Consider the following 24,376-nt stretch of genomic DNA (forward strand, 5'->3'; position numbering starts at 1 on the left):
GGGCAGGCCCGGCGCACGAACCGAAAGTGTCGGCGAGCCAACGACGCCGACAAACGGGTCGCTGAACAGGGTGTACGTTTTGCAGGGCGCGGACTTTACCACAGCACAGGCGCGTTCCTTCAGGCCTGTGACGATCCGCCGCCCGAACGGCCGGCAAGATCGGCAGCTTTGTGCAAGCCTGGGCGCAAACACTTCTGTTAAGATCCGCCATCCTCATTTTCAGATTTGCCGGCGGGCCTTCGGGTCGAACGCCGGTGCCGTCGTTTCGCTGGAGTTTCCCATGCTGTTTCCGATCCTTCTGTTGTCCGCCGCCGGCTTCACGGTGCTGACCACGGAATTCATCATCGTCGGCCTGTTGCCGGCGATCGCCCGAGACCTTGACGTCACCATCCCGCAGGCCGGGTTGCTGGTGACCCTGTTCGCCTTCACCGTGGCGATGTTCGGGCCGTTCCTGACGGCGTTCTTCGCACGGTTCGAGCGGCGCCGGCTGTTCATCACCATCCTGATCATGTTCGGCCTGGCCAACACCCTCGCGGCCCTGGCGCCGAACATCTGGGTGATGGCCGTCGCCCGGCTGATCCCGGCGCTCGGGCTGCCGGTGTTCTGGGCCCTGGCCAGCGAAACGGCGGTGGACATCGTCGGCCCCGACCACGCCGGCCGCGCCATCGCCAAGATCGGCTTCGGCATCGTCTGCGCCACCGTGTTCGGCATTCCGGTCGGCACGCTGATTTCCGACGCGTTCGGCTGGCGCAGCGCGTTCGCCATCCTGGCGGTGATCGCGTTCGCCAAGGCGTTGCTGCTGTTCGTCTACCTGCCCAAGACCCACCTGCACCAGCATCAGGTCAGCTTCGCCTCGCAGTTCAAGATCCTGCGCAGCCCGCTGATGCTGGGCCATGTGCTGCTGTCGATCGTGGTGTTCAGCGGCATGTTCACCGCCTACACCTACCTGGCGGACATCCTGGAGCGGCTGGCCGGGTTCAACGGCACCGTGGTCGGCTGGTGCCTGATGGGCTTCGGCGCGGTGGGGCTGATCGGCAACTCGCTGGGTGGCCGCGCGGTGGACCGTCATCCGCTGGTGGCGTCGATCATGTTCTGCACCTTCATGATCGCCGGCATGGTGGCACTGGTGCCGAACATCCATTCGCCGGTCGGGCTGGCGGCGGCGATGGGCATCTGGGGCGTGACCCAGGCGGCGCTGTTCCTGGTCAGCCACGTGCGCCTGATGAAGGCGGCGCCCGAGGCGCCGGCGTTCGCCGCGTCGCTGAACATCGCCGGGGCCAACCTGGGCATCGGCCTGGGCGCGATGGTCGGCGGCCGGGTGATCGACAGCGCCGGCCTGGGCTTCGTGGGCTTCGCCGCCGCCGGCTTCATCCTGCTGTCGATCGTCCTGGCCATGGTACTGATGGCGCTCAAGCCGCGGGTGGCCTGCGCCGAGGCCTAAAGGGCGGTGAACAGCTCGCGTCGGGCACCTTCGGTGATCGCAACGATGCCGGGGTGCTTGACCTTGCGCTCCACGGAAATCGCGTAGAACGATTCGCTCACCGCGTCGGTCTGGCCGATCGCTTCGACGCCGCACTGACGCTTCACCTCATCGGCGATCACGCTGGGGCCGATGAAGATCCCGCTGCCGGACTGGCCGAACGCCTGCATCAGCGCGCTGTCATCGAACTCGCCGACGATCCTCGGCTGGATCTGCTGTTCGGCGAACCAGCGCTGCAGGCGGCTGCGCACCACGGTTTCCGCGCCGGGAATCAACAGCGGCGCACCGTGCAGGCTGCGCGGGAAGTCGTTTCCGTATTGCGCCGCCAGTTCGGCGGTGGCGAAAAAGCTGATCCCGCATTCCCCCAGTTTCTGGCTGTAGCCCTTGATGTCCAGGTGCGACGGCATCGGACTGTCGGAAATCACCATGTCCAGCCGCTGGATCGCCAGATCCGCCAGCAACCGTTCCAGTTTGTCTTCGCGGCAGGTGATGCGCAGCGGCTCGCTCAGTTCCATGGTCGGCGCGATCAGGCGGTAGACGATGGATTTGGGCACCACATCGGCCACGCCGACGCGGAACAGGATCTGCTGCTCGTTGGGCTGGGTGCGCAGCATCCGTTCCAGCTCGCCGCCCAACTGAAACATCTGTTCGGCATAAGGCAGGGTCTGGCGCCCGGCTTCGGTGAGCTCCAGCTGGCGGCCGACCCGGCGGAACAGTTCGATGCCGTAGGTTTCTTCGAGCAGGGAAATCTGCCCGCTGATGGTCTGCGGGGTCAGGTTCAACTGCTCGCAGGCGCGCACGATGCTGCCGGTCTTGGCCACCACCCAGAAGTAATGCAGTTGTCGGTAATTGAGCATGGCGTTCTTCTGTGAAATGTTTTGTTCGTAAAAACCGAAGTATAGCCGGTAAAAATACGAATTTTTCTGAAGTGTCACCTTCCCTAGAATGCCCAGCCATCGACGGCGGGCCTGTCAGGCCAGATGTCTGATCCATTCGAGGGAAACAAGATGAAACTCAAAACCACGGCGGTGCTGATCGCGTCTTTACTGGTGTTGGCCGGATGCGACCAAGCGGAAAAGAGCGCCCAGCAACTGATGGGGCAAGCGGCGGAAGCCGCCAAGCAGGCCATCGACGACACCCACAAGGCGGCGGAGCAGGCGCTCAGTGATGCCACCGGCAATCTGACCGGCAAGAACGAATCGAAGGATGACGACGGAAAATCCGAATCGTCCTCCCAGGAAATCTAAAACGTCTTACAAGAACCAGGACTGAACCATGGAATATCTGTTGGAACTCGCCGCCAGCCCCACCGCCTGGATTGCGCTCGCCACCCTGGTGGTGATGGAGATCGTGCTCGGCATCGATAACCTGATCTTTATCTCGATCCTGACCAACAAGCTGCCCGAGCAGCACCGTCAGAAGGCGCGGCGCATCGGTATCGGCATGGCGCTGATCCTGCGTCTGGGCCTGCTGAGCACCATCGCGTTCATCGTCCAGCTGACCGAGCCTGTGATCGAGATCTTCGGCCATGCGTTCTCCTGGAAGGACATCATCCTGATCGCCGGCGGCCTGTTCCTGCTGTGGAAAGCCACCACGGAGATCCATCACAGCATGGATCCGGCGCCGGAGGATCCGAAATCCGCCAGCTCCACCGTGACCCTGGGTTTCGCCGCCGCCATCGGGCAGATCCTGATGTTGGACCTGGTGTTCTCCATCGACAGCATCATCACTGCCGTCGGCATGACCGAACACCTGCCGATCATGATCATCGCGGTGCTGGTGTCGGTATTGGTGATGCTGCTGGCGGCTGATCCGCTGGCCAAGTTCATCAACGACAACCCGACGGTGGTGATGCTGGCCCTGGGCTTCCTGATCATGATCGGCATGACGCTGATCGCCGAAGGCTTCGGCGCCCATGTGCCCAAAGGCTATGTGTATGCGGCGATGGCGTTCTCCGCGGCCATCGAGGTGCTGAACATGATGTCGCGCCGGGCCAAGCAAAAGCGTCTGCCGGCTGAAGGCTAAGCGCCGCTGAACGAAAAGGCCGCCCGGGCTCTTGCGAGTCCGGGCGGCCTTTTTCCGTTTGGGCTGTCGGGCGTCAGTCAGTGCGCGGTGGCGTGGCGGGCGCGGTGCCTGGCGGCCTTTTCCGCAGGTTCGGGGCGGGGCGGATGAGGGTGGTGGCGCCGGGCGATGCGCAGCACGCCCCACAACATGGCGGCGGCCACGGCCAGCCAGCCGGCTATCAGCATCATGATGGTCATCGTCAGGCTCATCGGTGCCTCCTCTTTGCCCTGCGTCGGGCGCACGCGTTCTCTGTCTTCAAGCCACAGTCTAGTCGCTGGCGTGTTTCAGGCTATTGACCGAAGGTCGGGGGCGGCCAATCAGTTCGCTCTATGCCGGCGATGCGTCTGCGGATTCGGGCTATACCGCAGCGTTGCGCCGTCCTATGATCGTCGGCCAAGCCGGAACACGACGACCGGCGTCTTTGATAGAGAGTGACGATGGTGCAGGTATTTTCTCGGATCCGCGCGGCGCTGCTGGCGGCAGGTTGCGCGGCCGCCCTGGCGGGGTGCGCGGGCAGTGTGGCGCCGGAGGTTCAGCGTTTGCCGGAGCGGGTCGAGCTCAGCGGCACGTTCTACCGCGGCGAGGCCAATCAGAGCGGGCCGCAGGTGCTGGCCAGCCTGTTGTCGCAGCAGGGCATCGTGATCACGCCGGGCCTGTTGGAGAAGCCGCTGCGCCTGCCCCAAGCGCAAGACCAGTTGCAGCAGAACCTGCAGAATCTCGCCCGGGAATACGGCATGGTGGTCTATCCGCTGGACAGCCGGCTGCCGGCGCTGCTGACCCAGGTCGCCGCAGGCTATCCGGTGATGGTGCGCTTCAGCGAAGGCTCGGCCTTCTGGGCCGAGCCGCGCTACGCGATCCTCTCCGGCTACGACCGGAAAAAGCAGACCGTGCTGTTGCGCGCCGGGATGAACCGGCGCGAGCTGATGGGCTTCGACGCCTTCGAGTCGGCCCTGAACAAGGCCGGCGGCTGGGCAGTGCTGATCCAGAAGCCTTCGCAGGTGCCGGCCTCGGTCGACCGCCAGCGCTGGCTGAAGGCCGCCGACGAGCTGGCCCAGGCCGGGCAGGAGCAGGAAGCGGCCCAGGCGCGCAAGGCGCTGGGGGCGCAGTAAGGCGCCGTTCGTCATTTCTCGGGCACGGCGTGATGCATCGGGTTTCTTATGGTCAGAGGCCCGGTCGTTCCGGGCCGTATCCCGGATGCGAGGTGCACATGAGTACCGATTCGAGCTTCGATGACCATAAACCCGACAGCGTGCCGACCACGGCGGAACCTGAGGTGGATCCGGTGCTGGATCCTGAAAGCCCGCTGCGCGACCCGTTGGCCCGTCCGGCGGTGGTGACGCCGCATACGCGGGATCCCAGCGCCGGCGACGGCATCCCCGACGATGACCAGATGCCGCTGCCCAACGATTGAAACCGCAGACGAAAAAAAGCCCCGAACGTTCGGGGCTTTGTCGTTTCGCGGGTTACTTGGACGCTTCGACCACGTTGCCGGGGCGGTTCTTCAGGTTCTTCGCCGCCTTGTACTGCAGCGCCGCCGCCGGTGCGTTGGTGCTCTTGCCGGTTTCCACCCAACTGCGGATGCGGCTGGCGTCGGCGAAGTGGGTGTACTTGCCGAACGCATCGAGGATCACCAGGGTCACCGGGCGGTTGCCCATGCGGGTCACCAGCACCAGGCAATGCCCGGCGGGGTTGGTGAAGCCGGTCTTGGTGATCTTGATGTCCCAGTCCGCCTTGTTCACCAAGTGGTCGGTGTTGCGAAAGCCCAGGGTGTAGTTGGGCTTGCGGAACGACACGGTCTTTTCCTTGGTGGTGGTCAGTTCGCTGAGGATCGGATGCTTGTGCGCGGCCACCAGCAGTTTGCTCAGGTCGCGGGCGGTGGACACGTTGCGCTCCGACAGGCCGGTCGGTTCGACGAAATGGGTGCTGGTCATGCCCAGGGCCTTGGCCTTGGCGTTCATGGCGGCGATGAACGCTGCGTAGCCGCCCGGGTAGTGGTGGGCCAGGCTGGCGGCCGCCCGGTTTTCCGAGGACATGAGCGCAATCAGCAGCATCTCGCGGCGCGGCAGTTCGCTTCGCAGTTTGACCCGGGAGAACACGCCCTTCATTTCCGGGGTATTGCTGATGTCGACGTCGATCCATTCGTCCATGTTCTGTCGCGCTTCCACAACCACCAGGCCGGTCATCAGCTTGCTCACGGAGGCGATCGGCACGACCACGTCCGGGTTGCTGGAATAGATGACTTTATTGGTCTGCATGTCCATCAGCAGGGCGCTGCCGGAGGCGATCTTCAGTTGCGAGGCGTCTCGGGGGGCAGCGGTGGTTTCGGCGGCATCGGCCGTTGGCGTGAGGAGTGTGCCTGAAAATGCAAAAACCAGGCTCAGGATGGAGAGGCGAATATTCACGCGGGCGAACTCATAAGGGTTGGAAATGCCGCTTTTGTAACGGCTTGTGTCGTAAAAACGACGCATTGTAGGAGTATGGTCGAAGAACTGTCGATGGTTGTTCGAGAGCCATGAAAAAGTCGTGAAAAGCCCTGTGAAAATAGGGGTTTCCGGCGAACGGTAAAGGTTTTTTCGAGGGCATGAAAAACCCCGCGCAAGGCGGGGTTCTCAGGGGGCGGAAAACGCGCCTCAGCCGTGCAGGGTTTCTGCCGCGTAGAGCGTGTTTTCCAGCAGGCAGGCGCGGGTCATCGGGCCTACGCCGCCCGGCACCGGCGTGATCCAGCCGGCGCGGGGCAGGGCGGTCTCGTACACCACGTCGCCCACCAGCTTGCCGTCTTCCTGGCGGTTGATGCCGACGTCGATCACGATCGCGCCTTCCTTGATCCACTCGCCTTTGACCAGGCCCGGCTTGCCAGCGGCGACCACCACCAGGTCGGCGCGGCCGACGTGGCCGGCCAGGTCCTTGGTGAAGCGGTGGGTGACGGTCACGGTGCAGCCGGCCAGCAGCAGTTCCATCGCCATCGGGCGACCGACGATGTTGGAAGCGCCGACGACCACGGCGTGCATGCCGTACAGGTCGACGCCGGTGCTTTCCAGCAGGGTCATGATGCCTTTGGGGGTGCACGGGCGCAGCAGTGGGATGCGCTGGGCCAGACGGCCGACGTTATAAGGGTGGAAACCGTCGACGTCCTTGTCCGGACGGATGCGCTCCAGCAGCTTGGAGGCGTCCAGGTGTTCCGGCAGCGGGAGCTGGAGCAGGACGCCGTCGATCGCCGGGTCGTCGTTCAGGCGGTCGATCAGGTCGGCCAGCGCCTGCTGGGTGGTGTCGGAAGGCAGGTCGTAGGCCTGGGAAAGGAAGCCGACCTCTTCACAGTCTTTACGCTTGTGCGAGACATAAACCTGAGAGGCAGGATCGCTGCCGACCAGGATCACCGCCAGGCCCGGCGTGCGCAGGCCTTGCTCGCGACGCTCTGCGACCCGTTGGGCGATCTGCTGGCGCAGGCTGGCGGCGATGGATTTGCCGTCGATTAGTTGTGCAGTCATTGCGCGTGATTAACCATCGAGAGGGGAAAAAATGAGAACGCATTCTCGCATGTCAGGCGGTGAGGGCAAAGGCGCTTGGTCTGCAAATTCCCCTAACCCCTTTAATTAAATGAATTTTTTTTAAAAAGGATTTGACGGTCTCCGGGTGTCTCTATACTATTCGTCGCACTTGTCGGGCACAGCCTAGCACTGGTTAAGAAAGTCGAGCGGAATCAAGGTTCTGCAAGGCCGGAAAGCACTTAGTTTGTAGTCCTCCAAGGGTACAGATTAACAAGGCGCCCGTAGCTCAGCTGGATAGAGCATCCGCCTTCTAAGCGGATGGTCGCAGGTTCGAGTCCTGCCGGGTGCGCCATTAGGCAGCATTGGCACAAGTAGCGCGATATGGTGGGCGTAGCTCAGTTGGTAGAGCACGGGATTGTGACTCCCGTTGTCGTGGGTTCGATCCCCATCGTCCACCCCATATTCAAAAGGCGCCAGATTTAACGGTCTGGCGCCTTTGCTTTAACCGCTTCAAGTCGCGGATGTGGTGGAATTGGTAGACACACTGGATTTAGGTTCCAGCGCCGCGAGGCGTAAGAGTTCGAGTCTCTTCATCCGCACCAATCAAGGCTTCATTCATGCCGCTGGCTTGGTTGAGGTATCGCAAAGGGGCTGAAAGGCTTTTTTGACACGCAATATGGTGGGCGTAGCTCAGTTGGTAGAGCACGGGATTGTGACTCCCGTTGTCGTGGGTTCGATCCCCATCGTCCACCCCATATTTCGAAAGGCGCCAGATTTAACAGTCTGGCGCCTTTTTTGTTTCGGCGGTCCGTGTTTCGGGCCGGCTGTCAGGGAGATGCTGGCGCGCCTCTTCTATATATAGAATGGTCGGCACGAACCCCTGGCGGGATTGTTGTATTCGCCTGCGGAGCGCGGCGCATCCGTGCGTCCGCACCGGAAAACCGCCTGCTGCGTTTCCATCTGATTTCAGTAGGGTGACTTCTTGGGTTTGACCCACTAGAATGCATGCCCTTGATTCTGGGGTCGGAAACGGCCGGCCAACGTCTGTGCAACGAGGAATATCCATGCAAGTTTCTGTTGAAAATACTACTGCTCTTGAGCGCCGCATGAGCGTCACCGTGCCGGCCGAGCGCATCGAGAGCCAGGTCAACAAGCGTCTGCAGCAGACTGCCCAAAAGGCCAAGATTGCTGGCTTCCGTCCAGGCAAAGTGCCGATGAGCGAAATCAAGCGCCGTTTCGGTGCCGACGCTCGTCAGGAAGCGGTGGGCGACGTGATCCAGTCCTCCTTCTATGAAGCGGTGGTCGAGCAGAAGCTGAACCCTGCCGGTTCGCCTTCGATCGAGCCGAAATCCCTGGAAGCCGGCAAGGACCTGGAATACGTAGCCGTATTCGAAGTGTTCCCTGAGTTCACCGTCGCCGGTTTCGACGGCATCACCGTCGAGCGCCTGAGCGCCGACGTGGCTGACGCCGACCTGGACAAGATGCTGGACATCCTGCGCAAGCAGAACACCCGTTTCGAAGTGGCCGAGCGCGCTGCCCAGAACGAAGACCAGCTGAACATCGATTTCGTCGGCAAGGTCGACGGCGAAGCGTTCGCCGGCGGTTCCGCCAAGGGCACCCAGCTGGTGCTGGGCTCCGGCCGCATGATCCCGGGCTTCGAAGAAGGCCTGGTCGGCGCCAAGGCCGGTGAAGAGCGCGTTCTGAACCTGACCTTCCCTGAGGACTATCAGAACCTGGACCTGGCCGGCAAGACCGCCGAGTTCACCGTGACCGTCAACACCGTATCCGAGCCTCAGCTGCCTGAGCTGAACGAAGCGTTCTTCGCCCAGTTCGGCATCAAGGAATCGGGCCTGGAAGGTTTCCGCACCGAAGTTCGCAAGAACATGGAGCGTGAGCTGCGTCAGGCGATCAAGTCCAAGGTGAAGAACCAGGTCATGGACGGTCTGCTGGCCACCAACCCGATCGAAGTGCCGAAGGCGCTGCTGTCCAACGAAGTCGACCGTCTGCGCGTGCAGGCCGTCCAGCAGTTCGGCGGCAACATCAAGCCTGACCAACTGCCGGCCGAGCTGTTCGAAGAGCAAGCCAAGCGCCGTGTGGTGCTGGGCCTGATCGTGGCTGAAGTGGTCAAGCAGAACGACCTCAAGCCTGACGAAGCGCGCGTTCGCGAAATGATCCAGGAAATGGCCTCGGCTTACCAAGAGCCTGAGCAAGTGGTGTCCTGGTACTACAAGAACGAGCAGCAACTGAACGAAGTCCGTTCGGTTGTGCTGGAAGAACAAGTTGTGGATACTGTTCTGCAGAAAGCTAGCGTGACCGACAAATCGGTCTCTTACGAAGAAGCGGTCAAGCCGGTAGAAGCTCCAAAAGCCGACTGATTGTTCCTGCGTTAAGAAGTACACACATAAGCCAGCCTTCGCGCTGGCTTATGTGCATTCAAGACATAACTATTTGGGAGTGACTGCAGAGCATGTTCCGAAATTCTTATATTCAGCAGAACTCTGATGTCCAGGCCGCCGGCGGCCTGGTCCCGATGGTTGTCGAGCAATCCGCTCGCGGCGAGCGCGCCTATGACATCTACTCGCGTCTTCTCAAGGAGCGGGTGATCTTCCTGGTCGGTCCTGTCGAAGACTACATGGCCAACCTGATCTGCGCGCAACTGCTGTTCCTTGAGGCGGAAAACCCGGACAAGGACATCCATCTCTATATCAACTCGCCGGGTGGTTCGGTGACCGCGGGCATGTCGATCTACGACACCATGCAGTTCATCAAGCCGAACGTGTCGACGACCTGCATCGGTCAGGCGTGCAGCATGGGCGCTTTCCTGCTGACCGCCGGTGCGCCGGGCAAGCGCTACTGCCTGCCGAACTCGCGCGTGATGATTCACCAGCCGCTGGGCGGTTTCCAGGGTCAGGCCTCGGACATCGAGATCCACGCCAAGGAAATCCTGTTCATCCGCGAGCGCCTCAACACGCTGATGGCCAAGCACAGCGGGCGCACGCTCGAGGAAATCGAGCGCGACACCAACCGCGACAACTTCATGAGCGCCCACGCTGCGCGCGAGTACGGCTTGATCGATGAAGTGATCGAGCAGCGTCCCGCTTAAAACAAGCAGCCCGAAAACAAGGCAGGTCGGCAGGTCCGATCACCTGCGGGCTTGAAAAAGCCCGCAATAGCCTTCATCTTGTGTTGCAAGCCTATCGGATTTGGATCGATCGAATGACTGACACCCGCAACGGCGAGGACAACGGCAAGCTGCTTTATTGCTCCTTCTGTGGCAAAAGCCAGCATGAAGTACGCAAATTGATTGCCGGCCCCTCGGTCTTTATCTGCGACGAGTGCGTCGACCTGTGCAATGACATCATCCGCGAGGAGGTGCAGGAGGCACAGGCCGAAAGCAGCGCGCATAAACTGCCTTCGCCCAAAGAAATCAGCGGCATCCTTGATCAGTACGTGATCGGTCAGGAGCGTGCCAAGAAGGTTCTGGCGGTAGCGGTGTACAACCACTACAAGCGTCTGAACCAGCGTGACAAGAAAAGTGACGATGTCGAGCTCGGCAAGAGCAACATCCTGCTGATCGGCCCGACCGGCTCGGGCAAGACCCTGCTGGCCGAAACCCTGGCCCGCCTGCTGAACGTTCCGTTCACCATCGCTGACGCGACCACCCTCACCGAGGCGGGGTACGTGGGCGAGGACGTCGAGAACATCATTCAGAAGCTGCTGCAGAAGTGCGACTACGATGTGGAAAAGGCCCAGATGGGCATTGTCTACATCGACGAAATCGACAAGATCTCGCGCAAGTCCGACAACCCGTCGATCACCCGCGACGTGTCGGGCGAGGGCGTGCAGCAGGCCTTGCTCAAGCTGATCGAAGGCACCGTCGCCTCCGTTCCGCCGCAGGGTGGCCGCAAGCATCCGCAGCAGGAGTTCCTGCAGGTCGACACCCGCAACATCCTGTTCATCTGCGGCGGTGCGTTCTCCGGCCTGGAAAAGGTCATCCAGAACCGCTCCACCAAGGGCGGCATCGGCTTCAACGCCGAAGTGCGCAGCAAGGAAGAGGGCAAGAAGGTCGGTGAATCCCTGCGTGAGGTCGAGCCTGACGATCTGGTCAAGTTCGGTCTGATCCCGGAATTCGTCGGTCGTCTGCCGGTGCTGGCGACCCTGGACGAGCTGGACGAGGCTGCTCTGATGCAGATCCTCACCGAGCCGAAGAACGCGTTGACCAAACAGTACGCCAAGCTGTTCGAGATGGAAGGCGTGGATCTGGAGTTCCGCTCCGATGCGCTGAAGTCCGTCGCCAAGCGTGCGCTGGAGCGCAAGACCGGTGCCCGCGGCCTGCGTTCGATCCTCGAAGGCGTGCTGCTCGACACGATGTACGAAATCCCGTCGCAGTCCGACGTGAGTAAAGTCGTGATCGACGAAAGCGTCATTGAAGGCAAGTCCAAGCCACTGTACATCTACGAGAACAGTGAGCCGACCGCCAAGGCAGCGCCGGACGCGTAAGCGTCCACCGTGCCGGATCAGGAAGGGGCCTTCGGGCCCCTTTGCTTTTTCGGGTGCAGGCGATCCGGCGCAAGCGGGCCGGGCTGTTCCCCACGGCACTCAATCCCTGCGTGCGCATGCGTAAGTCGTGATTTTTCAAGCCGATCCTTTATCCGCTTGTATTTTTCGGATGCAGCCCCCATCTTGGTTTCAAGCTTACTTCCATCCTTTTACGGCCATCTGGCCGACGCAGAGGCGAAATCATGAAGACAACCATCGAATTGCCTCTCCTGCCATTGCGTGATGTCGTGGTCTATCCGCACATGGTTATCCCACTGTTCGTGGGGCGCGAGAAGTCCATCGAAGCCCTCGAGGCAGCGATGGCGGGCGACAAGCAGATCCTGCTGCTGGCCCAGAGAAACCCGGCCGACGACGATCCCGGCGAAGAGGCTCTCTACCGCGTAGGCACCATCGCCACCGTTCTGCAATTGCTCAAGCTGCCTGACGGCACGGTCAAGGTGCTGGTCGAAGGCGAGCAGCGCGGCACCGTCGAGCGTTTCAGCGAAGTCGACGGTCACTGCCGCGCCGAAGTGTCGCTCATCGAAGAGACCGACGCCGCCGAGCGTGAATCCGAAGTGTTCGTGCGCAGCCTGCTGTCGCAGTTCGAACAATATGTGCAGTTGGGCAAGAAAGTCCCAGCCGAAGTCCTGTCGTCGCTCAACAGCATCGACGAGCCGGGCCGCCTGGTGGACACCATGGCCGCGCACATGGCGCTCAAGATCGAGCAGAAGCAGGAGATCCTGGAGATCGTCGACCTGTCGGCCCGGGTCGAGCACGTCCTGGCGCTGCTGGACGCCGAAATCGACCTGCTGCAGGTCGAGAAGCGCATCCGCGGCCGGGTCAAGAAACAGATGGAGCGCAGTCAGCGCGAGTACTACTTGAATGAGCAAATGAAGGCCATTCAGAAAGAGCTCGGCGACAGCGACGAAGGCCACAACGAAGTCGAGGACCTGAAGAAGCGCATCGACGCCGCTGGCTTGCCGAAAGACGCCCTGGCCAAGGCGACCGCCGAGCTGAACAAGCTCAAGCAGATGTCGCCGATGTCCGCCGAAGCCACGGTGGTGCGCTCGTACATCGACTGGCTGGTGCAGGTGCCGTGGAAGGCCCAGAGCAAGGTACGCCTGGATCTGGCCCGCGCCGAAGACATTCTTGATGCCGACCACTACGGCCTCGAAGAGGTCAAGGAACGCATCCTCGAATACCTCGCCGTGCAGAAGCGCGTGAAGAAGATCCGTGGCCCGGTGCTGTGCCTGGTCGGTCCTCCGGGCGTGGGCAAGACCTCGCTGGCGGAGTCGATCGCCCATGCCACCAACCGCAAGTTCGTGCGCATGGCCTTGGGCGGTGTGCGTGACGAAGCGGAAATCCGTGGTCACCGTCGGACCTACATCGGTTCGATGCCAGGAAGATTGATTCAAAAGATGACAAAGGTGGGTGTCCGCAACCCGCTGTTCCTGCTCGATGAAATCGACAAGATGGGCAGCGACATGCGGGGCGACCCGGCGTCGGCGTTGCTGGAAGTGCTCGATCCGGAGCAGAACCACAACTTCAACGACCACTATCTGGAAGTCGACTACGACCTCTCCGACGTAATGTTCCTGTGCACCTCCAACTCGATGAACATCCCGCCGGCGCTGCTGGACCGGATGGAAGTGATCCGTCTGCCGGGCTACACCGAGGACGAGAAGATCAACATCGCGGTCAAATACCTGTCGCCGAAGCAGATCCAGGCCAACGGCCTGAAGAAGGGCGAGCTGGAGTTCGACGAGGAAGCGATCCGCGACATCATCCGTTACTACACCCGTGAAGCCGGTGTGCGCGGTCTGGAACGCCAGATCGCCAAGGTCTGCCGCAAGGCGGTCAAGGAGCACGCGCTGGAAAAACGTTTCTCGGTGAAAGTGACAGCTGACCTGCTGGAGCATTTCTTGGGCGTGCGCAAGTTCCGCTACGGCCTGGCCGAACAGCAGGATCAGATCGGACAGGTGACTGGCCTGGCCTGGACTCAGGTCGGCGGCGAATTGCTGACCATCGAAGCCGCTGTCGTGCCGGGCAAAGGGCAACTGATCAAGACCGGTTCGCTGGGCGACGTCATGGTCGAATCGATCACCGCGGCCCAGACCGTGGTGCGCAGCCGCGCCAAGAGCCTGGGCATTCCGCTGGACTTCCACGAGAAGCGCGACACCCACATCCACATGCCGGAAGGGGCGACCCCGAAAGACGGCCCGAGCGCCGGTGTAGGCATGTGCACCGCCCTGGTGTCGGCTTTGACGGGCATTCCTGTGCGTGCCGATGTCGCCATGACCGGCGAGATCACCCTGCGCGGCCAGGTGCTGGCCATCGGCGGCCTGAAGGAGAAGCTGCTGGCGGCCCACCGCGGCGGAATCAAGATCGTCATTATCCCGGAAGAGAACGTGCGCGATCTGAAGGAAATTCCGGACAATATCAAGCAGGATCTGCAGATCAAACCGGTTAAATGGATTGACGAAGTCCTGCAAATTGCGCTGCAATACGCGCCGGAGCCCTTGCCGGATGTGGCTCCGGAGATAGTTGCCAAGGACGAAAAACGTGAGTCTGACTCTAAGGAAAGAATTAGCACGCATTAGTACGCATTTGCCTGGGGGGCTTCCTTGACAGCTTTTTAGAGCCCTTGTTATAAAGCGGCTCTTAAGTGTCTGTAGGCCATTCAGCACTCGTTTTTGCTTTCACCAAAAAACTTAGAATCATACTCAAATAGATATAAGGGGACTTAGAGTGAACAAGTCGGAACTGATTGATGCTATCGCTGCATCCGCTGATATCCCGAAAGCTGCTGCTGGCCGTGCGCTGGACGCTGTAATCGAATCCGTCACTGGCGCTCTGAAGGCTGGCGACTCCGTTGTTCTGGTTGGCTTCGGCACTTTCTCCGTGACCGATCGTCCAGCTCGCGTTGGTCGCAACCCACAGACCGGCAAGACGCTGCAAATCGCTGCTGCTAAAAAGCCAGGTTTCAAAGCCGGTAAAGCCCTGAAAGAAGCTGTCAACTGAGTTCGATTCAGGTTTTTACCCATCCGGGTCGGGGTCATGCCTGACTTGGCAGCGGGGCGGTAGGGCAGGCGAGCCGAAGCGTTGCCTGCCACGCCGGGATCGAGGGTTCGAGCCCTGTCCGCTCCGCCAGTTTCGAGAAGGCGCATCCTCGGGTGCGCCTTTCTTCTATCCGGATTCTACCCACGCTCCACGGTTGCCCACTCTGAAGTACAACCGTTTCTGGGGGACGCATGCTGCAGAACATCAGGGACAATTCACAAGGCTGGATTGCCAAGACCATCATCGGAGTCATCGTCGTACTGATGGCTCTGACCGGTTTCGACGCCATTTTCAAGGCTGCCACTCACAAGAATGAGGCAGCCAAGGTCAATGGCGAAGAAATCAGCCAGAACGAGCTGAGCCAAGCCGTCGACATGCAGCGCCGTCAGCTGATGCAACAGCTGGGCAAGGATTTCGACGCTTCTCTGCTCGACGAAAAACTGTTGCGCGATTCGGCCCTCAAGGGCCTGATCGACCGTAAGCTGCTGCTGCAAGGCGCTGAACAGTCGAAGTTCGCGTTTTCGGAAGCTGCGCTGGATCAGGTGATCCTGCAGACGCCTGAGTTCCAGGTGGACGGCAAGTTCAGCTCCGAGCGCTTCGACCAGGTGATCCGCCAGTTGGGTTACAGTCGCATGCAGTTCCGCCAGATGCTGGCCCAGGAAATGCTGATCGGCCAACTGCGCGCCGGCGTCGCCGGCAGCGGCTTCGTCACCGACGCCCAGGTGCTGGCGTTCGCCCGCCTGGAGAAGCAGACCCGCGACTTCGCGGCGCTGAGCGTCAAGGCCGACCCGGCTGCCGTCAAGCTGACCGATGACGAGGTCAAGGCTTACTACGACGAGCACGCCAAGGAATTCATGACCCCGGATCAAGTGGTCATCGATTACCTGGAACTGAAAAAGGCCTCGTTCTTCGACCAGGTGTCCGTCAAGGACGAAGACCTGCAGGCGGCCTATCAGAAAGAGATCGCCAACCTGTCGGAACAGCGTCGTGCGGCGCATATCCTGATCGAAGTCAACGGCAAGACCACCGAGGCCCAGGCCAAGGCGAAGATCGAAGACATTCAGGCACGTCTGGCCAAGGGCGAGAAGTTCGAAGCGCTGGCCAAGGAGTTCTCGCAGGATCCGGGTTCGGCCAACAACGGCGGCGACCTGGGCTATGCAGGTCCCGGCGTCTACGACCCGGCGTTCGAGAAAGCCTTGTACTCGCTGGCCAAGGATCAGGTGTCCGCACCGGTGCGCACCGATTTCGGTTTCCACCTGATCAAGCTGCTGGGCGTCGAGGCGCCGGAAGTGCCGACGCTGGCGAGCCTGAAGGACAAGCTGACCCGCGAGCTGAAGGCCCAGCAGGTCGAGCAGCGTTTCGTCGAGGCGACCAAGCAACTGGAAGACTCTTCGTTCGAATCCTCCGACCTGGCCCAGCCGGCGCAGGATCTGAAGCTGACCGTGCACACCTCCAAGCCATTCGGCCGTGAGGGCGGTGAAGGCGTTGCCGCCAACCGTGCCGTGGTGACGGCTGCGTTCAGCACCGAAGTGCTGGATGACGGCGCCAACAGCACCGCCATCGAGCTGGATCCGGAAACCGTGATCGTGCTGCGCGCCAAGGAGCACCTCAAGCCTGCTCAACTGCCGCTGGAAAGCGTGTCTGCGGCTATCCGCACCCAGTTGGTCAAGGAGCATGCCAGCGCTGCCGCCAAGACCCGTGCCGATCAGTTGATCGCCAGCCTGCGTGACGGCAAGGCACCGGCCGACAAGGCGGTGGACGGTCAGGGCTGGAAAGTGACCGAAGCGGCCACCCGTGCCCAGGAAGGCGTCGATCCGGCGGTGCTGCAAGCGCTGTTCCGCATGCCGAAGCCGGCCGCCAAGGACAAGCCGACCTTCAGCAGCATCACCCTGCCGGACGGCGGCGTGACCATCGTGCGCCTGAACGGCGTGAACGAAGGCGCCGCGCCGACCGAAGAAGAGAAGGCGCAGTACCGCCGCTTCCTCGCCTCGCGCGAGGGTCAGCAAGACTTCGCGGCTTACCGCAAGCAGCTGGAAGGCCAGGCGGACATCAAGCGTTACTGATGTTCGGTTGAGCGCAAAACGTCAGGCCCCGGATGAGAATCCGGGGCCTTTTCGTTTCCGCCGGGCGGCGGATGACAGTTTTTTCATCGTACGTTTGTCGGTGCGACTTTTTCCGGCCACCCATGACCGGTACAGTTGTAACCGATTCAAGACACTAATCCATGCGCCGCGGGGTGGCGATCTGATGCACAATACGCCCCGGACCGTTTTTCCCTCAGGATGTTCAATGTTGAATTCAATACCCGTGCGTTTCTTCGGGTTGGCGCTGTTGCTGACCGCCGCTGCCGGCTGCTCCAAGGACAAGCCCGTTTACGAGCATGAGAACTTCGATGACTCCGGCACGTTCTCGCGCAACTATCCGGTGAGCGACACCGCCAGTTGCGAAGCGGCGCGCCGTGCGTTGCTCAGCCAGGGCTACATCATCACCAGCAGCGACCCGAAACTGGTCAGCGGCCACAAGAGTTTCCAGCAGACCGGCGAGAGCCACCTGGAAATCAGCTTCAACGTCGTGTGCGCCGAAGACAGCAGCGTCGGCCATCACGCGACGGTGTTCGCCAACGCCCTGCAGGACCGCTACGCGCTGAAGAAGACCAACAACTCCGCCAGCCTGGGTGTCGGTGTGCTGGGTTCTGTGTCGATGCCGATCGGCTCTTCGGACGATTCGATGGTGAAGGTGGCCAGCGAGACGGTGTCGTCGCAGAAGTTCTATGAGCGTTTCTTCACGTTGGTCGAGCTGTTCCTGCCGGCGGACGCCAAGAAGGCAGCGCACATCACCGAGAAGCCGAAGACCGACCTGGGCGTGCCTGAGGCCAAAACGACGCCGGCGGCCGAAACGCCTGCACCGGCCGCAGAGCCTGTGGCGGCACCGGCGCCCGCTCCGGCGGTGCAGGCCACGCCGGCTGCGCCTGAGGCGGCGCCAGCACCGGCCGAGGCGACGCCCGTCAGTGCGCAACCGGTGACCCCGACCGCCGAAACGGCACCGGTCACACCGTCGCCGAGCGCGGAACCTGCGCCCGCCACGGAGGCCGTCACGCCGCCGGCCAACCCTGCAAACCTGGCGCCGCCGTCCGAGCCGATTTCGGCGCTGCCCGCCGGCCAGTGACACGGGCAGGAGCGGGTCGGTCCGCTCCTGCAACGGCGCCGCAAAAAACCGCGATAAATTCCCCTCCGGCTGCTACGTTAGTTTCATGAAGGCGGTGTTTCATTTTTCCTTCATGCGGGCACTTTAAGCTCGGCGCACGGGTCTGTTCTTCAGACCATTTTCGGCAAGCGGGGGATCACACGATGGATGACTATCAAGAAGAGCTGCTCGAGTCGCAGGCCTTTGAACTGGACTCGCCGGAGCCGGCCGAAGACGCCACCGAGCTCTGAGGCACCGGCCTGGCGCTTCAGGCCGTCTTGCGGTGACTGCGGCGGAACTCGCCCGGCGTCTGGCCGGTCCAGCGCTTGAACGCGCGCTGGAAGGCTTCGGCTGAGGCGAAGCCCAGCAGGTAGGCGATTTCGCCGAACGCCAGTTCGGTGTCGCGGATGTAGGTCATGGCCAAGTCGCGGCGGGTGTCGTTGAGAATGGCGCGAAACTGCGTGCCTTCCTCGGCCAGCTTGCGGCGCAGGGTCCAGGTCGGCAGCTTCAGGCGTGCCGCCACTTCTTCGAGGTCGGGTTCCCGGCCGCCATTGAGCAACGGCCCCAGCAGTTGCGTGATGCGTTCACGCAGGCTGCGGGTGCGGGTCAGCTGCTCCAACTCCCTTTCGCACAATTGCAGCAGGTGCCGCCAGGTGCTCGGGCAGTGTTCCGGATTGCGTCGGGCGAGGCTGTCCAGGCTCAGGCGCAGCTGATTCTGCTGGGCGCCGAACTGGATCGGACAGTCGCCGAGCTGTGAGTAGGCCTCACGGTAATCCGGCGCGTCGAACTCGATCTCGATCCGCTCCGCATGCAGCGGTTCGGGGCTGACGCTGGAGAGCTGCTGCAGCCATCCGGCGATGATCGAGTCCACCACGAAGCGGTTGTAGGCGTTGTACGGGCTGATCGAGTAGAAGCGCAGCCAGGCGCCGTCGGTGTCTTCGTGGAAGCTCGATTGGCCGCGGTAGTTGGAGCCGTACAGCGCTTCGAAGCGGATCAGGCAGCGGGCGGCTTCGCGCACGGTGGGCGCCTGGGCCGCCGTGACCCCGGCCAGCCCGGCCTGGCTGAGGCGGCTGAGCCGGCCCATGCGCAAGCCGAGCGCCGCATCGCCGGTCAACTGGATCGCCCCGTGGCCCAGGCGCATGTAGCGGGGGATCGACAGGCGCGCGCCGGCCTCGGCGAGGCGGGCGGGATCCAGGCCGTACTGTTCAAGCAGGGGCTGCGGGTCGGTGCCGTGGCTGCGCATGGCGTCGGCCAGGCTGTGGACGAAACCCACCGACAGATCCCCGAGGCGCATCGGCAGCGGCTTCATGGCTACAGCCAGAGGTTGAGCAGGCGCGCGCCGCGGGCGTCGCCGTCGGTGAATTGCTGGCCGTTGCTGCTCAGGAAACTTTGGCCGGTGGCCGGTTTGTCCCAGAACTGGCCGCGCAGGAACACGCTGATGCCGGCCGCCGCACGGCTGCCGGGCGACTGCGCGGTGAGCGTCAGGCGGTGCCAGGCCTGGCCTTCGCTGACCTCGCCGGGCTTGAGAGGCACCGAGTGCGGTGCGTCCGCCCCCTGATAGCCGCGCCAGGGCAGTTCCCAGGCGCCATGGCCGACGACGAAGGCGGGCACCGCCACCAGTTGTGCGCCTTGTTCGTCGAGCCTGCGGTAGTTGTCCGGATACCAGCTGTCGTTGCCGATCAGCACGCCGAGGCGCCCGGCGGGCGTGTCGACCACCGTGACCGGTGACGGGGCCTGCGAGGGTCCGGTTTCGCTCTGCTCGAAGATCGGGCGCATCTGCCGCTGCGGCTGGCCGATCGGCGTGCCGTCGCGGCCGAACACCACGCTGCTGTTGAACAGCGCGCCGCCGCCGGCCTTGAGCTGGCCGTCGATGACGCTGGGTTCCGGCAGCACGATCGAGCCGGCCACCAGGGTGACGCGGAACTCCTTGGCCAGGCCGCCGAACAGGGCCTGGTAGTCCCGGGCCATGGCCCGGGACTTCATGCGCAGGTGGGCGTCGTCCAGCCGGCTGTCGCCCCGGGCGCTGAGCCAGGCGCGGGCGAACTGCAAGGGGTTGCTCGCCGCCAGCCAGTTCATGGCTTCGGGGAGGGTGGCGGCCTGGTACAGCTCGTCTTTCTCGCCGCTGATCATCAGCCAGGTGCCGACGTGCTCGGGCAGCACCACCACAGTCTTCTCGTTGAGCAGGCCTTGGTCCTGGGCCTGTTGCAGATAGGCGGCGAGCTTGCGGTGCAGGCGCTCGGTGCTTTGGTAGTCGGTGGGGAACAGCTCCGGCTGGATCCCCAGCAGGTTGCCCCGGTCGGCGGGGGTGCCCTGGTCGACCGCCAGCCGGATGCGCAGGTCCGACAGGTAATGGCCCATCGGGCGGTCGGCGGTCCACATCGCGTACCAGGCAAGGGCGGCGATGATGACCATGGAAAAAGTCAGGTACAGAAGTTTGCGCATGAAGAACAACGACAGCCGGGTGCAGGGTGTGCGACTAGGGTAGGGCCCGCGCCGGTGCTTGCCAAGGGCCGCTGCGCATTTGGATCAATAACTTGTCAGTTACGGTCATTGAGTGACAGGGATGCGACTCTTAGTCTGTCGAACATGACTGACGGGGGACGCAGAGCTCCCGCACTTTTCCGTGAACGCTCGCTGTGGAGTTACCGATGACCGCCGCTCACTACCCGCACCTGCTGGCCCCGCTGGACCTGGGATTCACCACGTTGCGCAACCGCACCCTCATGGGCTCGATGCACACCGGGCTTGAAGAGAAGCCGGGCGGTTTCGAGCGCATGGCGGCCTATTTCGCCGAGCGTGCCCGTGGCGGCGTGGGCCTGATGGTCACCGGCGGCATCGGCCCGAACGACGAGGGCGGCGTGTACTCCGGCGCGGCCAAGCTGACCACCGAAGAAGAGGCGCTCAAGCACCGCATCGTCACCCGTGCCGTGCACGAGGCGGGCGGCAAGATCTGCATGCAGATCCTCCATGCCGGCCGTTACGCCTACAGCCCCAAGCAGGTCGCGCCGAGCGCGATCCAGGCGCCTATCAACCCGTTCAAGCCCAAAGAGCTGGACGAGGAAGGCATCGAGAAGCAGATCCGCGACTTCGTCACCTGCTCGGTGCTGGCCCAGACCGCCGAATACGACGGCGTGGAAATCATGGGTTCCGAAGGCTACTTCATCAACCAGTTCCTGGCGGCCCACACCAATCACCGCACCGACCGCTGGGGCGGCAGCTACGAGAACCGCATGCGCCTGCCGGTGGAGATCGTGCGCCGGGTGCGTGAGGCGATCGGCCCGAACTTCATCATCATTTTCCGCCTGTCGATGCTCGACCTGGTCGAGGGCGGCAGCACCTGGGAAGAGATCGTCCAACTGGCCAAGGCCATCGAACAGGCCGGTGCGACCATCATCAACACCGGTATCGGCTGGCACGAAGCGCGGATCCCGACCATCGCCACCAAGGTGCCGCGCGCCGCGTTCAGCAAGGTCACGGCCAAGCTGCGCGGGTCGGTGAGCATTCCGCTGATCACCACCAACCGCATCAACACCCCGGAAGTCGCCGAGCAGATCCTCGCCGAGGGCGATGCCGACATGGTGTCGATGGCCCGTCCGTTCCTGGCCGACCCCGACTTCGTCAACAAGGCCGCCGAAGGCCGTGCCGACGAGATCAACACCTGCATCGGCTGCAACCAGGCGTGCCTGGACCACACCTTCGGCGGCAAGCTCACCAGTTGCCTGGTCAACCCGCGCGCCTGCCACGAAACCGAGCTCAACTATGTGCCGGTGCGGCAGGTCAAGAAGATCGCCGTGGTCGGCGCAGGGCCTGCCGGGCTGTCGGCCGCCACGGTGGCCGCCGAGCGCGGGCATCAGGTGACGCTGTTCGATTCGGCCAGCGAGATCGGCGGCCAGTTCAACGTCGCCAAGCGCGTGCCGGGCAAAGAAGAATTCTACGAGACCCTGCGCTACTTCAAGCGCAAGCTGCAGACCACGCATGTCGAGCTGTGCCTGAACACCCGCGTCGATGTGGCGCAACTGGTGGACGGCGGCTACGACGAGATCATCCTGGCCACCGGCATTGCGCCGCGGGTGCCGGCGATCCCGGGCGTCGAGAACGGCAAGGTGCTGAGCTACCTGGATGTGCTGCTGGAGCGCAAGCCGGTCGGCAAGCGCGTCGCGGTGATCGGCGCCGGCGGCATCGGTTTCGACGTGTCGGAATTCCTGGTGCACGAAGGCGTGGCCACCAGCCAGGACCGTGCCGCGTTCTGGAAGGAGTGGGGCATCGATGCGCACCTGGAGGCCCGCGGCGGCGTGGCCGGGATCAAGGCTGCGCCCCATGCGCCGGCCCGTGAGGTGTTCCTGCTGCAACGCAAGAAATCCAAGGTCGGCGACGGCCTGGGCAAGACCACCGGCTGGATTCACCGCACCGGTCTGAAGAACAAGCAGGTGCAGATGCTCAATAGCGTCGAGTACCTGAAGATCGACGACGAAGGCCTGCACATCCGCATCGGCGAGACCGGCGAGCCGCAGGTGCTGGCAGTGGACAACGTGGTGATCTGCGCGGGCCAGGATCCGCTGCGCGAGCTGCACGACGGTCTGGTCGAGGCGGGGCAGAGCGTGCACCTGATCGGCGGCGCCGATGTGGCGGCTGAGCTGGACGCCAAGCGGGCGATCAACCAGGGTTCGCGCCTGGCGGCCGAGATCTGACCGACGCGGCGCTGGCCTTGTGGGAGCGAGCCTGCTCGCGATAGCGGTCTGAGGGTCAGCGCAAAGGTTGATCGGACTGACGCCATCGCCAGCAGGCTGGCTCCCACAGGGATTGGGGTTGAATGCAGCCGCTGTGTTCACCTCAAGGCCATGTGGGCGCGCGGCAGGACCGTGACAGTTGCTTTAAGATGCCGGCTCTTTCTCCGGAACCGGCACCGATGTTTCTTCCCCCCTCCCACTGGCTCGCCCAGGCCCCGCTCCAAAGGCTGCAGCTCGACTGGCTCGCCCGCGCCGGCATCGAGGCGGCGATCCTGCGCCTGGACCGCATCGACCCGCTGATCAGCGGCAACAAGTGGTTCAAGCTCATCGAACACCTCAAGGCCGCCGACCGGGCCGGTGCCGAAGGCATCATCAGCCTCGGCGGTGCCCACTCCAATCATCTGCATGCCTTGGCCGCTGCGGGCAAGCGCCTGGGGTTCGCCACGGTCGGCCTGTTGCGCGGGCATCCGCAGGACACGCCCACCGTGACCGATCTGAAGGCCTTCGGCATGCAACTGCACTGGCTCGGCTATGGCGGTTACCGGGCGCGGCATGAGCCGGGGTTCTGGGCGCCATGGCGGGCGCAGTATCCGACGCTGCAGGCGGTGCCGGAGGGCGGCGGAGGGCTGGCGGGCGCGCGGGGCTGCGCAGCGTTGAAGGAACAGGTGGACGCGCAGCTCGGCGCGCTCGGTTGGGACGGCTTCGACGGGTGGTGGCTGGCCTGCGGCACCGGCACTACCCTGGCCGGGCTGGTGCTGGCCGAGGCGGGTGCCCGACCGGTGCACGGCGCGCTGGCGGTACCGGACGATCACGGCGTGGCGCCGCAGGTCGAGGCGATCGTCCGCGAGGCCGGGCTGGACAGTCCGCTCTACGCGTTGATCGACGCCAGCCGCGGCGGGTTCGCCAAGGTCGATGCGGCCTTGCTGGCGTTCATCGAACGCACGGAGCAGGCCTGCGGCGTTCCGCTGGAACCGCTGTACACCGGCAAGGCGTTGTTCGCGCTTGAACAGTCCGTTGAGGCCGGCCGGTTTCCCGCCGGCGCGCGGCTGGTGTTCGTGCATACCGGCGGATTGCAGGGGCGCAGGGGATTCGCGGTGCGCTGAGCGCTTTCGAACGAAGCAATCGCCCGGCGGCGATCACCCGCGCTTGGGCATCATCCGCAGCAGCGTGTTGTCGCCCACCACGTAGTGGTGATAAAGCCCCGCCAGCGCATGCACCCCGATCAGCCCGTAGCCGATGTTGCCGATCAGCACATGCCAGTGCTCCACCTGTTTGGCGAACGTCTTGTCTTCATGCACCAGCAGCGGCAGGTCGAAACCGTAGAACATCACTTGATGGCCCTCGGCGCTGGTGATCAGCCAGCCGAGGATCGGCATGGCGATCATGAACAGGTACAGCAACCAGTGCATCAGCCGGGCGAGGGCGGTCTGCCATTGCGGCGACGCGGGAAAGATCTTCGGTGCCGGGCCCAGGCTGCGGGCCAGCAGGCGGAACCACACCAGCACGAACACGGTGAGGCCGAGCATGTAGTGCACTTCTCGGATCAGCGTGCGGCCGCCGCTGCCCTTGGGAAAGAAACCGCGCAATTCCATGCTGGCGTAGACCAGCACCAACAGCGCGAGCATCAACCAGTGCAACAGGACTGACACAGTGCTGTAGCGTGATTCGGAACTTGTCCAGGGCATACCTTGTTTCCTCACGGTCAGGGCCAACGCGCGCCGTTTTCTGTGACGGCATGCCTTAACTGTAATCGCGTCGGCGTGGTTTCGCCTGAGATTGTTTAAGGTTTTTGTCATAAGCCCGGCAGGAGGAAGTGTCAGTTGTAGGGGGCAGTTATA

The 24,376-nt window shown here is 63.0% G+C and carries 21 protein-coding genes and 4 tRNA genes; 18 read left to right on the forward strand and 7 right to left on the reverse strand.

The features are described 5' to 3' along the window. Positions 1-280: 280 nt before the first annotated feature. Positions 281-1,441 carry an MFS transporter gene (locus CAG31_RS07885; RefSeq protein ID WP_085579628.1) on the forward strand — a complete coding sequence of 387 codons (1,161 nt, stop codon included), beginning with the start codon at positions 281-283 and terminating at the stop codon, positions 1,439-1,441. On the opposite strand, the gene nhaR is transcribed toward CAG31_RS07885, so the two are convergent. Next, positions 1,438-2,337: a transcriptional activator NhaR gene (gene nhaR / locus CAG31_RS07890; RefSeq protein ID WP_085579630.1), complete on the reverse strand. Its 900-nt coding sequence runs from the start codon at positions 2,335-2,337 to the stop codon at positions 1,438-1,440. The genes CAG31_RS07885 and nhaR overlap by 4 nt on opposite strands. A gap of 150 nt (positions 2,338-2,487) precedes the next feature. On the opposite strand from nhaR, the gene CAG31_RS07895 reads away from it, so the two are divergent. Beyond that, positions 2,488-2,727: a hypothetical protein gene (locus CAG31_RS07895; protein WP_085579632.1), complete on the forward strand. Its 240-nt coding sequence runs from the start codon at positions 2,488-2,490 to the stop codon at positions 2,725-2,727. A gap of 28 nt (positions 2,728-2,755) precedes the next feature. Then, the gene (locus tag CAG31_RS07900; RefSeq protein ID WP_085579634.1) at positions 2,756-3,505 is read left to right on the forward strand and encodes a TerC family protein; all 750 of its coding nucleotides are present in this window, start codon (positions 2,756-2,758) and stop codon (positions 3,503-3,505) included. 77 nt (positions 3,506-3,582) lie between these two features. On the opposite strand, the gene CAG31_RS28405 is transcribed toward CAG31_RS07900, so the two are convergent. Further along, the gene (locus CAG31_RS28405) at positions 3,583-3,753 is read right to left on the reverse strand and encodes a hypothetical protein (RefSeq protein ID WP_170930378.1); all 171 of its coding nucleotides are present in this window, start codon (positions 3,751-3,753) and stop codon (positions 3,583-3,585) included. 228 nt (positions 3,754-3,981) lie between these two features. Here CAG31_RS28405 and CAG31_RS07905 point away from each other — a divergent pair, with 228 nt between their 5' ends. Next, complete coding sequence (locus CAG31_RS07905; RefSeq protein ID WP_085579636.1) at positions 3,982-4,653, forward strand: hypothetical protein; 672 nt, start codon at positions 3,982-3,984, stop codon at positions 4,651-4,653. A 98-nt stretch (positions 4,654-4,751) separates the two neighbouring features. Then, on the forward strand, positions 4,752-4,955 hold the full coding sequence (locus CAG31_RS07910) for a hypothetical protein (RefSeq protein ID WP_085579638.1): 204 nt from the start codon (positions 4,752-4,754) through the stop codon (positions 4,953-4,955). 52 nt (positions 4,956-5,007) lie between these two features. On the opposite strand, the gene pbpG is transcribed toward CAG31_RS07910, so the two are convergent. Together pbpG and folD are read right to left on the reverse strand one after the other, a co-directional pair. Next, positions 5,008-5,946, reverse strand: a complete 939-nt coding sequence (gene pbpG / locus CAG31_RS07915; RefSeq protein ID WP_085580083.1) for a D-alanyl-D-alanine endopeptidase — start codon at positions 5,944-5,946, stop codon at positions 5,008-5,010. Between the two features lie 228 nt (positions 5,947-6,174). Continuing rightward, positions 6,175-7,029, reverse strand: coding sequence for a bifunctional methylenetetrahydrofolate dehydrogenase/methenyltetrahydrofolate cyclohydrolase FolD (folD, locus tag CAG31_RS07920; protein ID WP_085579640.1), 855 nt, complete (start codon positions 7,027-7,029; stop codon positions 6,175-6,177). A 275-nt stretch (positions 7,030-7,304) separates the two neighbouring features. Between folD and CAG31_RS07925 the strand changes: the two genes are divergently transcribed. The 11 genes from CAG31_RS07925 to CAG31_RS07975 all read left to right on the forward strand — a co-directional run bounded on the left by CAG31_RS07925 (position 7,305) and on the right by CAG31_RS07975 (position 17,793). Beyond that, positions 7,305-7,381: transfer RNA gene (locus CAG31_RS07925), tRNA-Arg, on the forward strand. 32 nt (positions 7,382-7,413) lie between these two features. Then, a tRNA-His gene (locus CAG31_RS07930) sits at positions 7,414-7,489 on the forward strand. Positions 7,490-7,546: 57 nt separating this feature from the next. Further along, positions 7,547-7,631, forward strand: a tRNA-Leu gene (locus CAG31_RS07935). A gap of 77 nt (positions 7,632-7,708) precedes the next feature. Continuing rightward, positions 7,709-7,784, forward strand: a tRNA-His gene (locus CAG31_RS07940). Between the two features lie 309 nt (positions 7,785-8,093). Further along, positions 8,094-9,404, forward strand: a complete 1,311-nt coding sequence (tig, locus tag CAG31_RS07945) for a trigger factor (protein ID WP_085579642.1) — start codon at positions 8,094-8,096, stop codon at positions 9,402-9,404. Between the two features lie 92 nt (positions 9,405-9,496). Continuing rightward, positions 9,497-10,132 (forward strand): ATP-dependent Clp endopeptidase proteolytic subunit ClpP, encoded by a 636-nt coding sequence (gene clpP, locus CAG31_RS07950; RefSeq protein ID WP_085579644.1) that lies wholly within the window; start codon positions 9,497-9,499, stop codon positions 10,130-10,132. Positions 10,133-10,245: 113 nt separating this feature from the next. Further along, entirely contained in the window at positions 10,246-11,529 is a 1,284-nt protein-coding gene (clpX, locus tag CAG31_RS07955) for an ATP-dependent Clp protease ATP-binding subunit ClpX (protein WP_085579646.1), read from the forward strand. 242 nt (positions 11,530-11,771) lie between these two features. Further along, positions 11,772-14,168: an endopeptidase La gene (gene lon, locus CAG31_RS07960; RefSeq protein ID WP_085579648.1), complete on the forward strand. Its 2,397-nt coding sequence runs from the start codon at positions 11,772-11,774 to the stop codon at positions 14,166-14,168. 148 nt (positions 14,169-14,316) lie between these two features. Further along, on the forward strand, positions 14,317-14,589 hold the full coding sequence (locus CAG31_RS07965; RefSeq protein WP_008077714.1) for an HU family DNA-binding protein: 273 nt from the start codon (positions 14,317-14,319) through the stop codon (positions 14,587-14,589). Between the two features lie 230 nt (positions 14,590-14,819). After that, positions 14,820-16,691 carry a SurA N-terminal domain-containing protein gene (locus CAG31_RS07970; RefSeq protein ID WP_085579650.1) on the forward strand — a complete coding sequence of 624 codons (1,872 nt, stop codon included), beginning with the start codon at positions 14,820-14,822 and terminating at the stop codon, positions 16,689-16,691. A gap of 226 nt (positions 16,692-16,917) precedes the next feature. Further along, positions 16,918-17,793, forward strand: a complete 876-nt coding sequence (locus CAG31_RS07975) for a DUF2242 domain-containing protein (protein WP_085579652.1) — start codon at positions 16,918-16,920, stop codon at positions 17,791-17,793. A gap of 286 nt (positions 17,794-18,079) precedes the next feature. Here the strand turns inward: CAG31_RS07975 and CAG31_RS07980 are convergent, their stop codons facing one another. Both CAG31_RS07980 and CAG31_RS07985 read right to left on the reverse strand, forming a co-directional pair. Next, the gene (locus CAG31_RS07980; protein ID WP_085579654.1) at positions 18,080-19,120 is read right to left on the reverse strand and encodes an AraC family transcriptional regulator; all 1,041 of its coding nucleotides are present in this window, start codon (positions 19,118-19,120) and stop codon (positions 18,080-18,082) included. 2 nt (positions 19,121-19,122) lie between these two features. Beyond that, positions 19,123-20,253: a nitrilase-related carbon-nitrogen hydrolase gene (locus tag CAG31_RS07985; RefSeq protein ID WP_085580085.1), complete on the reverse strand. Its 1,131-nt coding sequence runs from the start codon at positions 20,251-20,253 to the stop codon at positions 19,123-19,125. A gap of 206 nt (positions 20,254-20,459) precedes the next feature. Between CAG31_RS07985 and CAG31_RS07990 the strand changes: the two genes are divergently transcribed. Both CAG31_RS07990 and CAG31_RS07995 read left to right on the forward strand, forming a co-directional pair. Next, complete coding sequence (locus CAG31_RS07990) at positions 20,460-22,499, forward strand: FAD-dependent oxidoreductase (RefSeq protein WP_085579656.1); 2,040 nt, start codon at positions 20,460-20,462, stop codon at positions 22,497-22,499. Positions 22,500-22,717: 218 nt separating this feature from the next. Beyond that, a complete protein-coding gene (locus tag CAG31_RS07995; RefSeq protein WP_085579658.1) occupies positions 22,718-23,641 on the forward strand; it encodes a 1-aminocyclopropane-1-carboxylate deaminase/D-cysteine desulfhydrase in 924 nt (307 codons plus the stop codon). Between the two features lie 33 nt (positions 23,642-23,674). On the opposite strand, the gene CAG31_RS08000 is transcribed toward CAG31_RS07995, so the two are convergent. Beyond that, positions 23,675-24,223 (reverse strand): cytochrome b, encoded by a 549-nt coding sequence (locus CAG31_RS08000; RefSeq protein ID WP_085579660.1) that lies wholly within the window; start codon positions 24,221-24,223, stop codon positions 23,675-23,677. Positions 24,224-24,376: the final 153 nt, after the last annotated feature.

Source organism: Pseudomonas sp. R25(2017) (genome assembly GCF_002112565.1).
GTDB classification, from domain to species: domain Bacteria; phylum Pseudomonadota; class Gammaproteobacteria; order Pseudomonadales; family Pseudomonadaceae; genus Aquipseudomonas; species Aquipseudomonas ekonensis.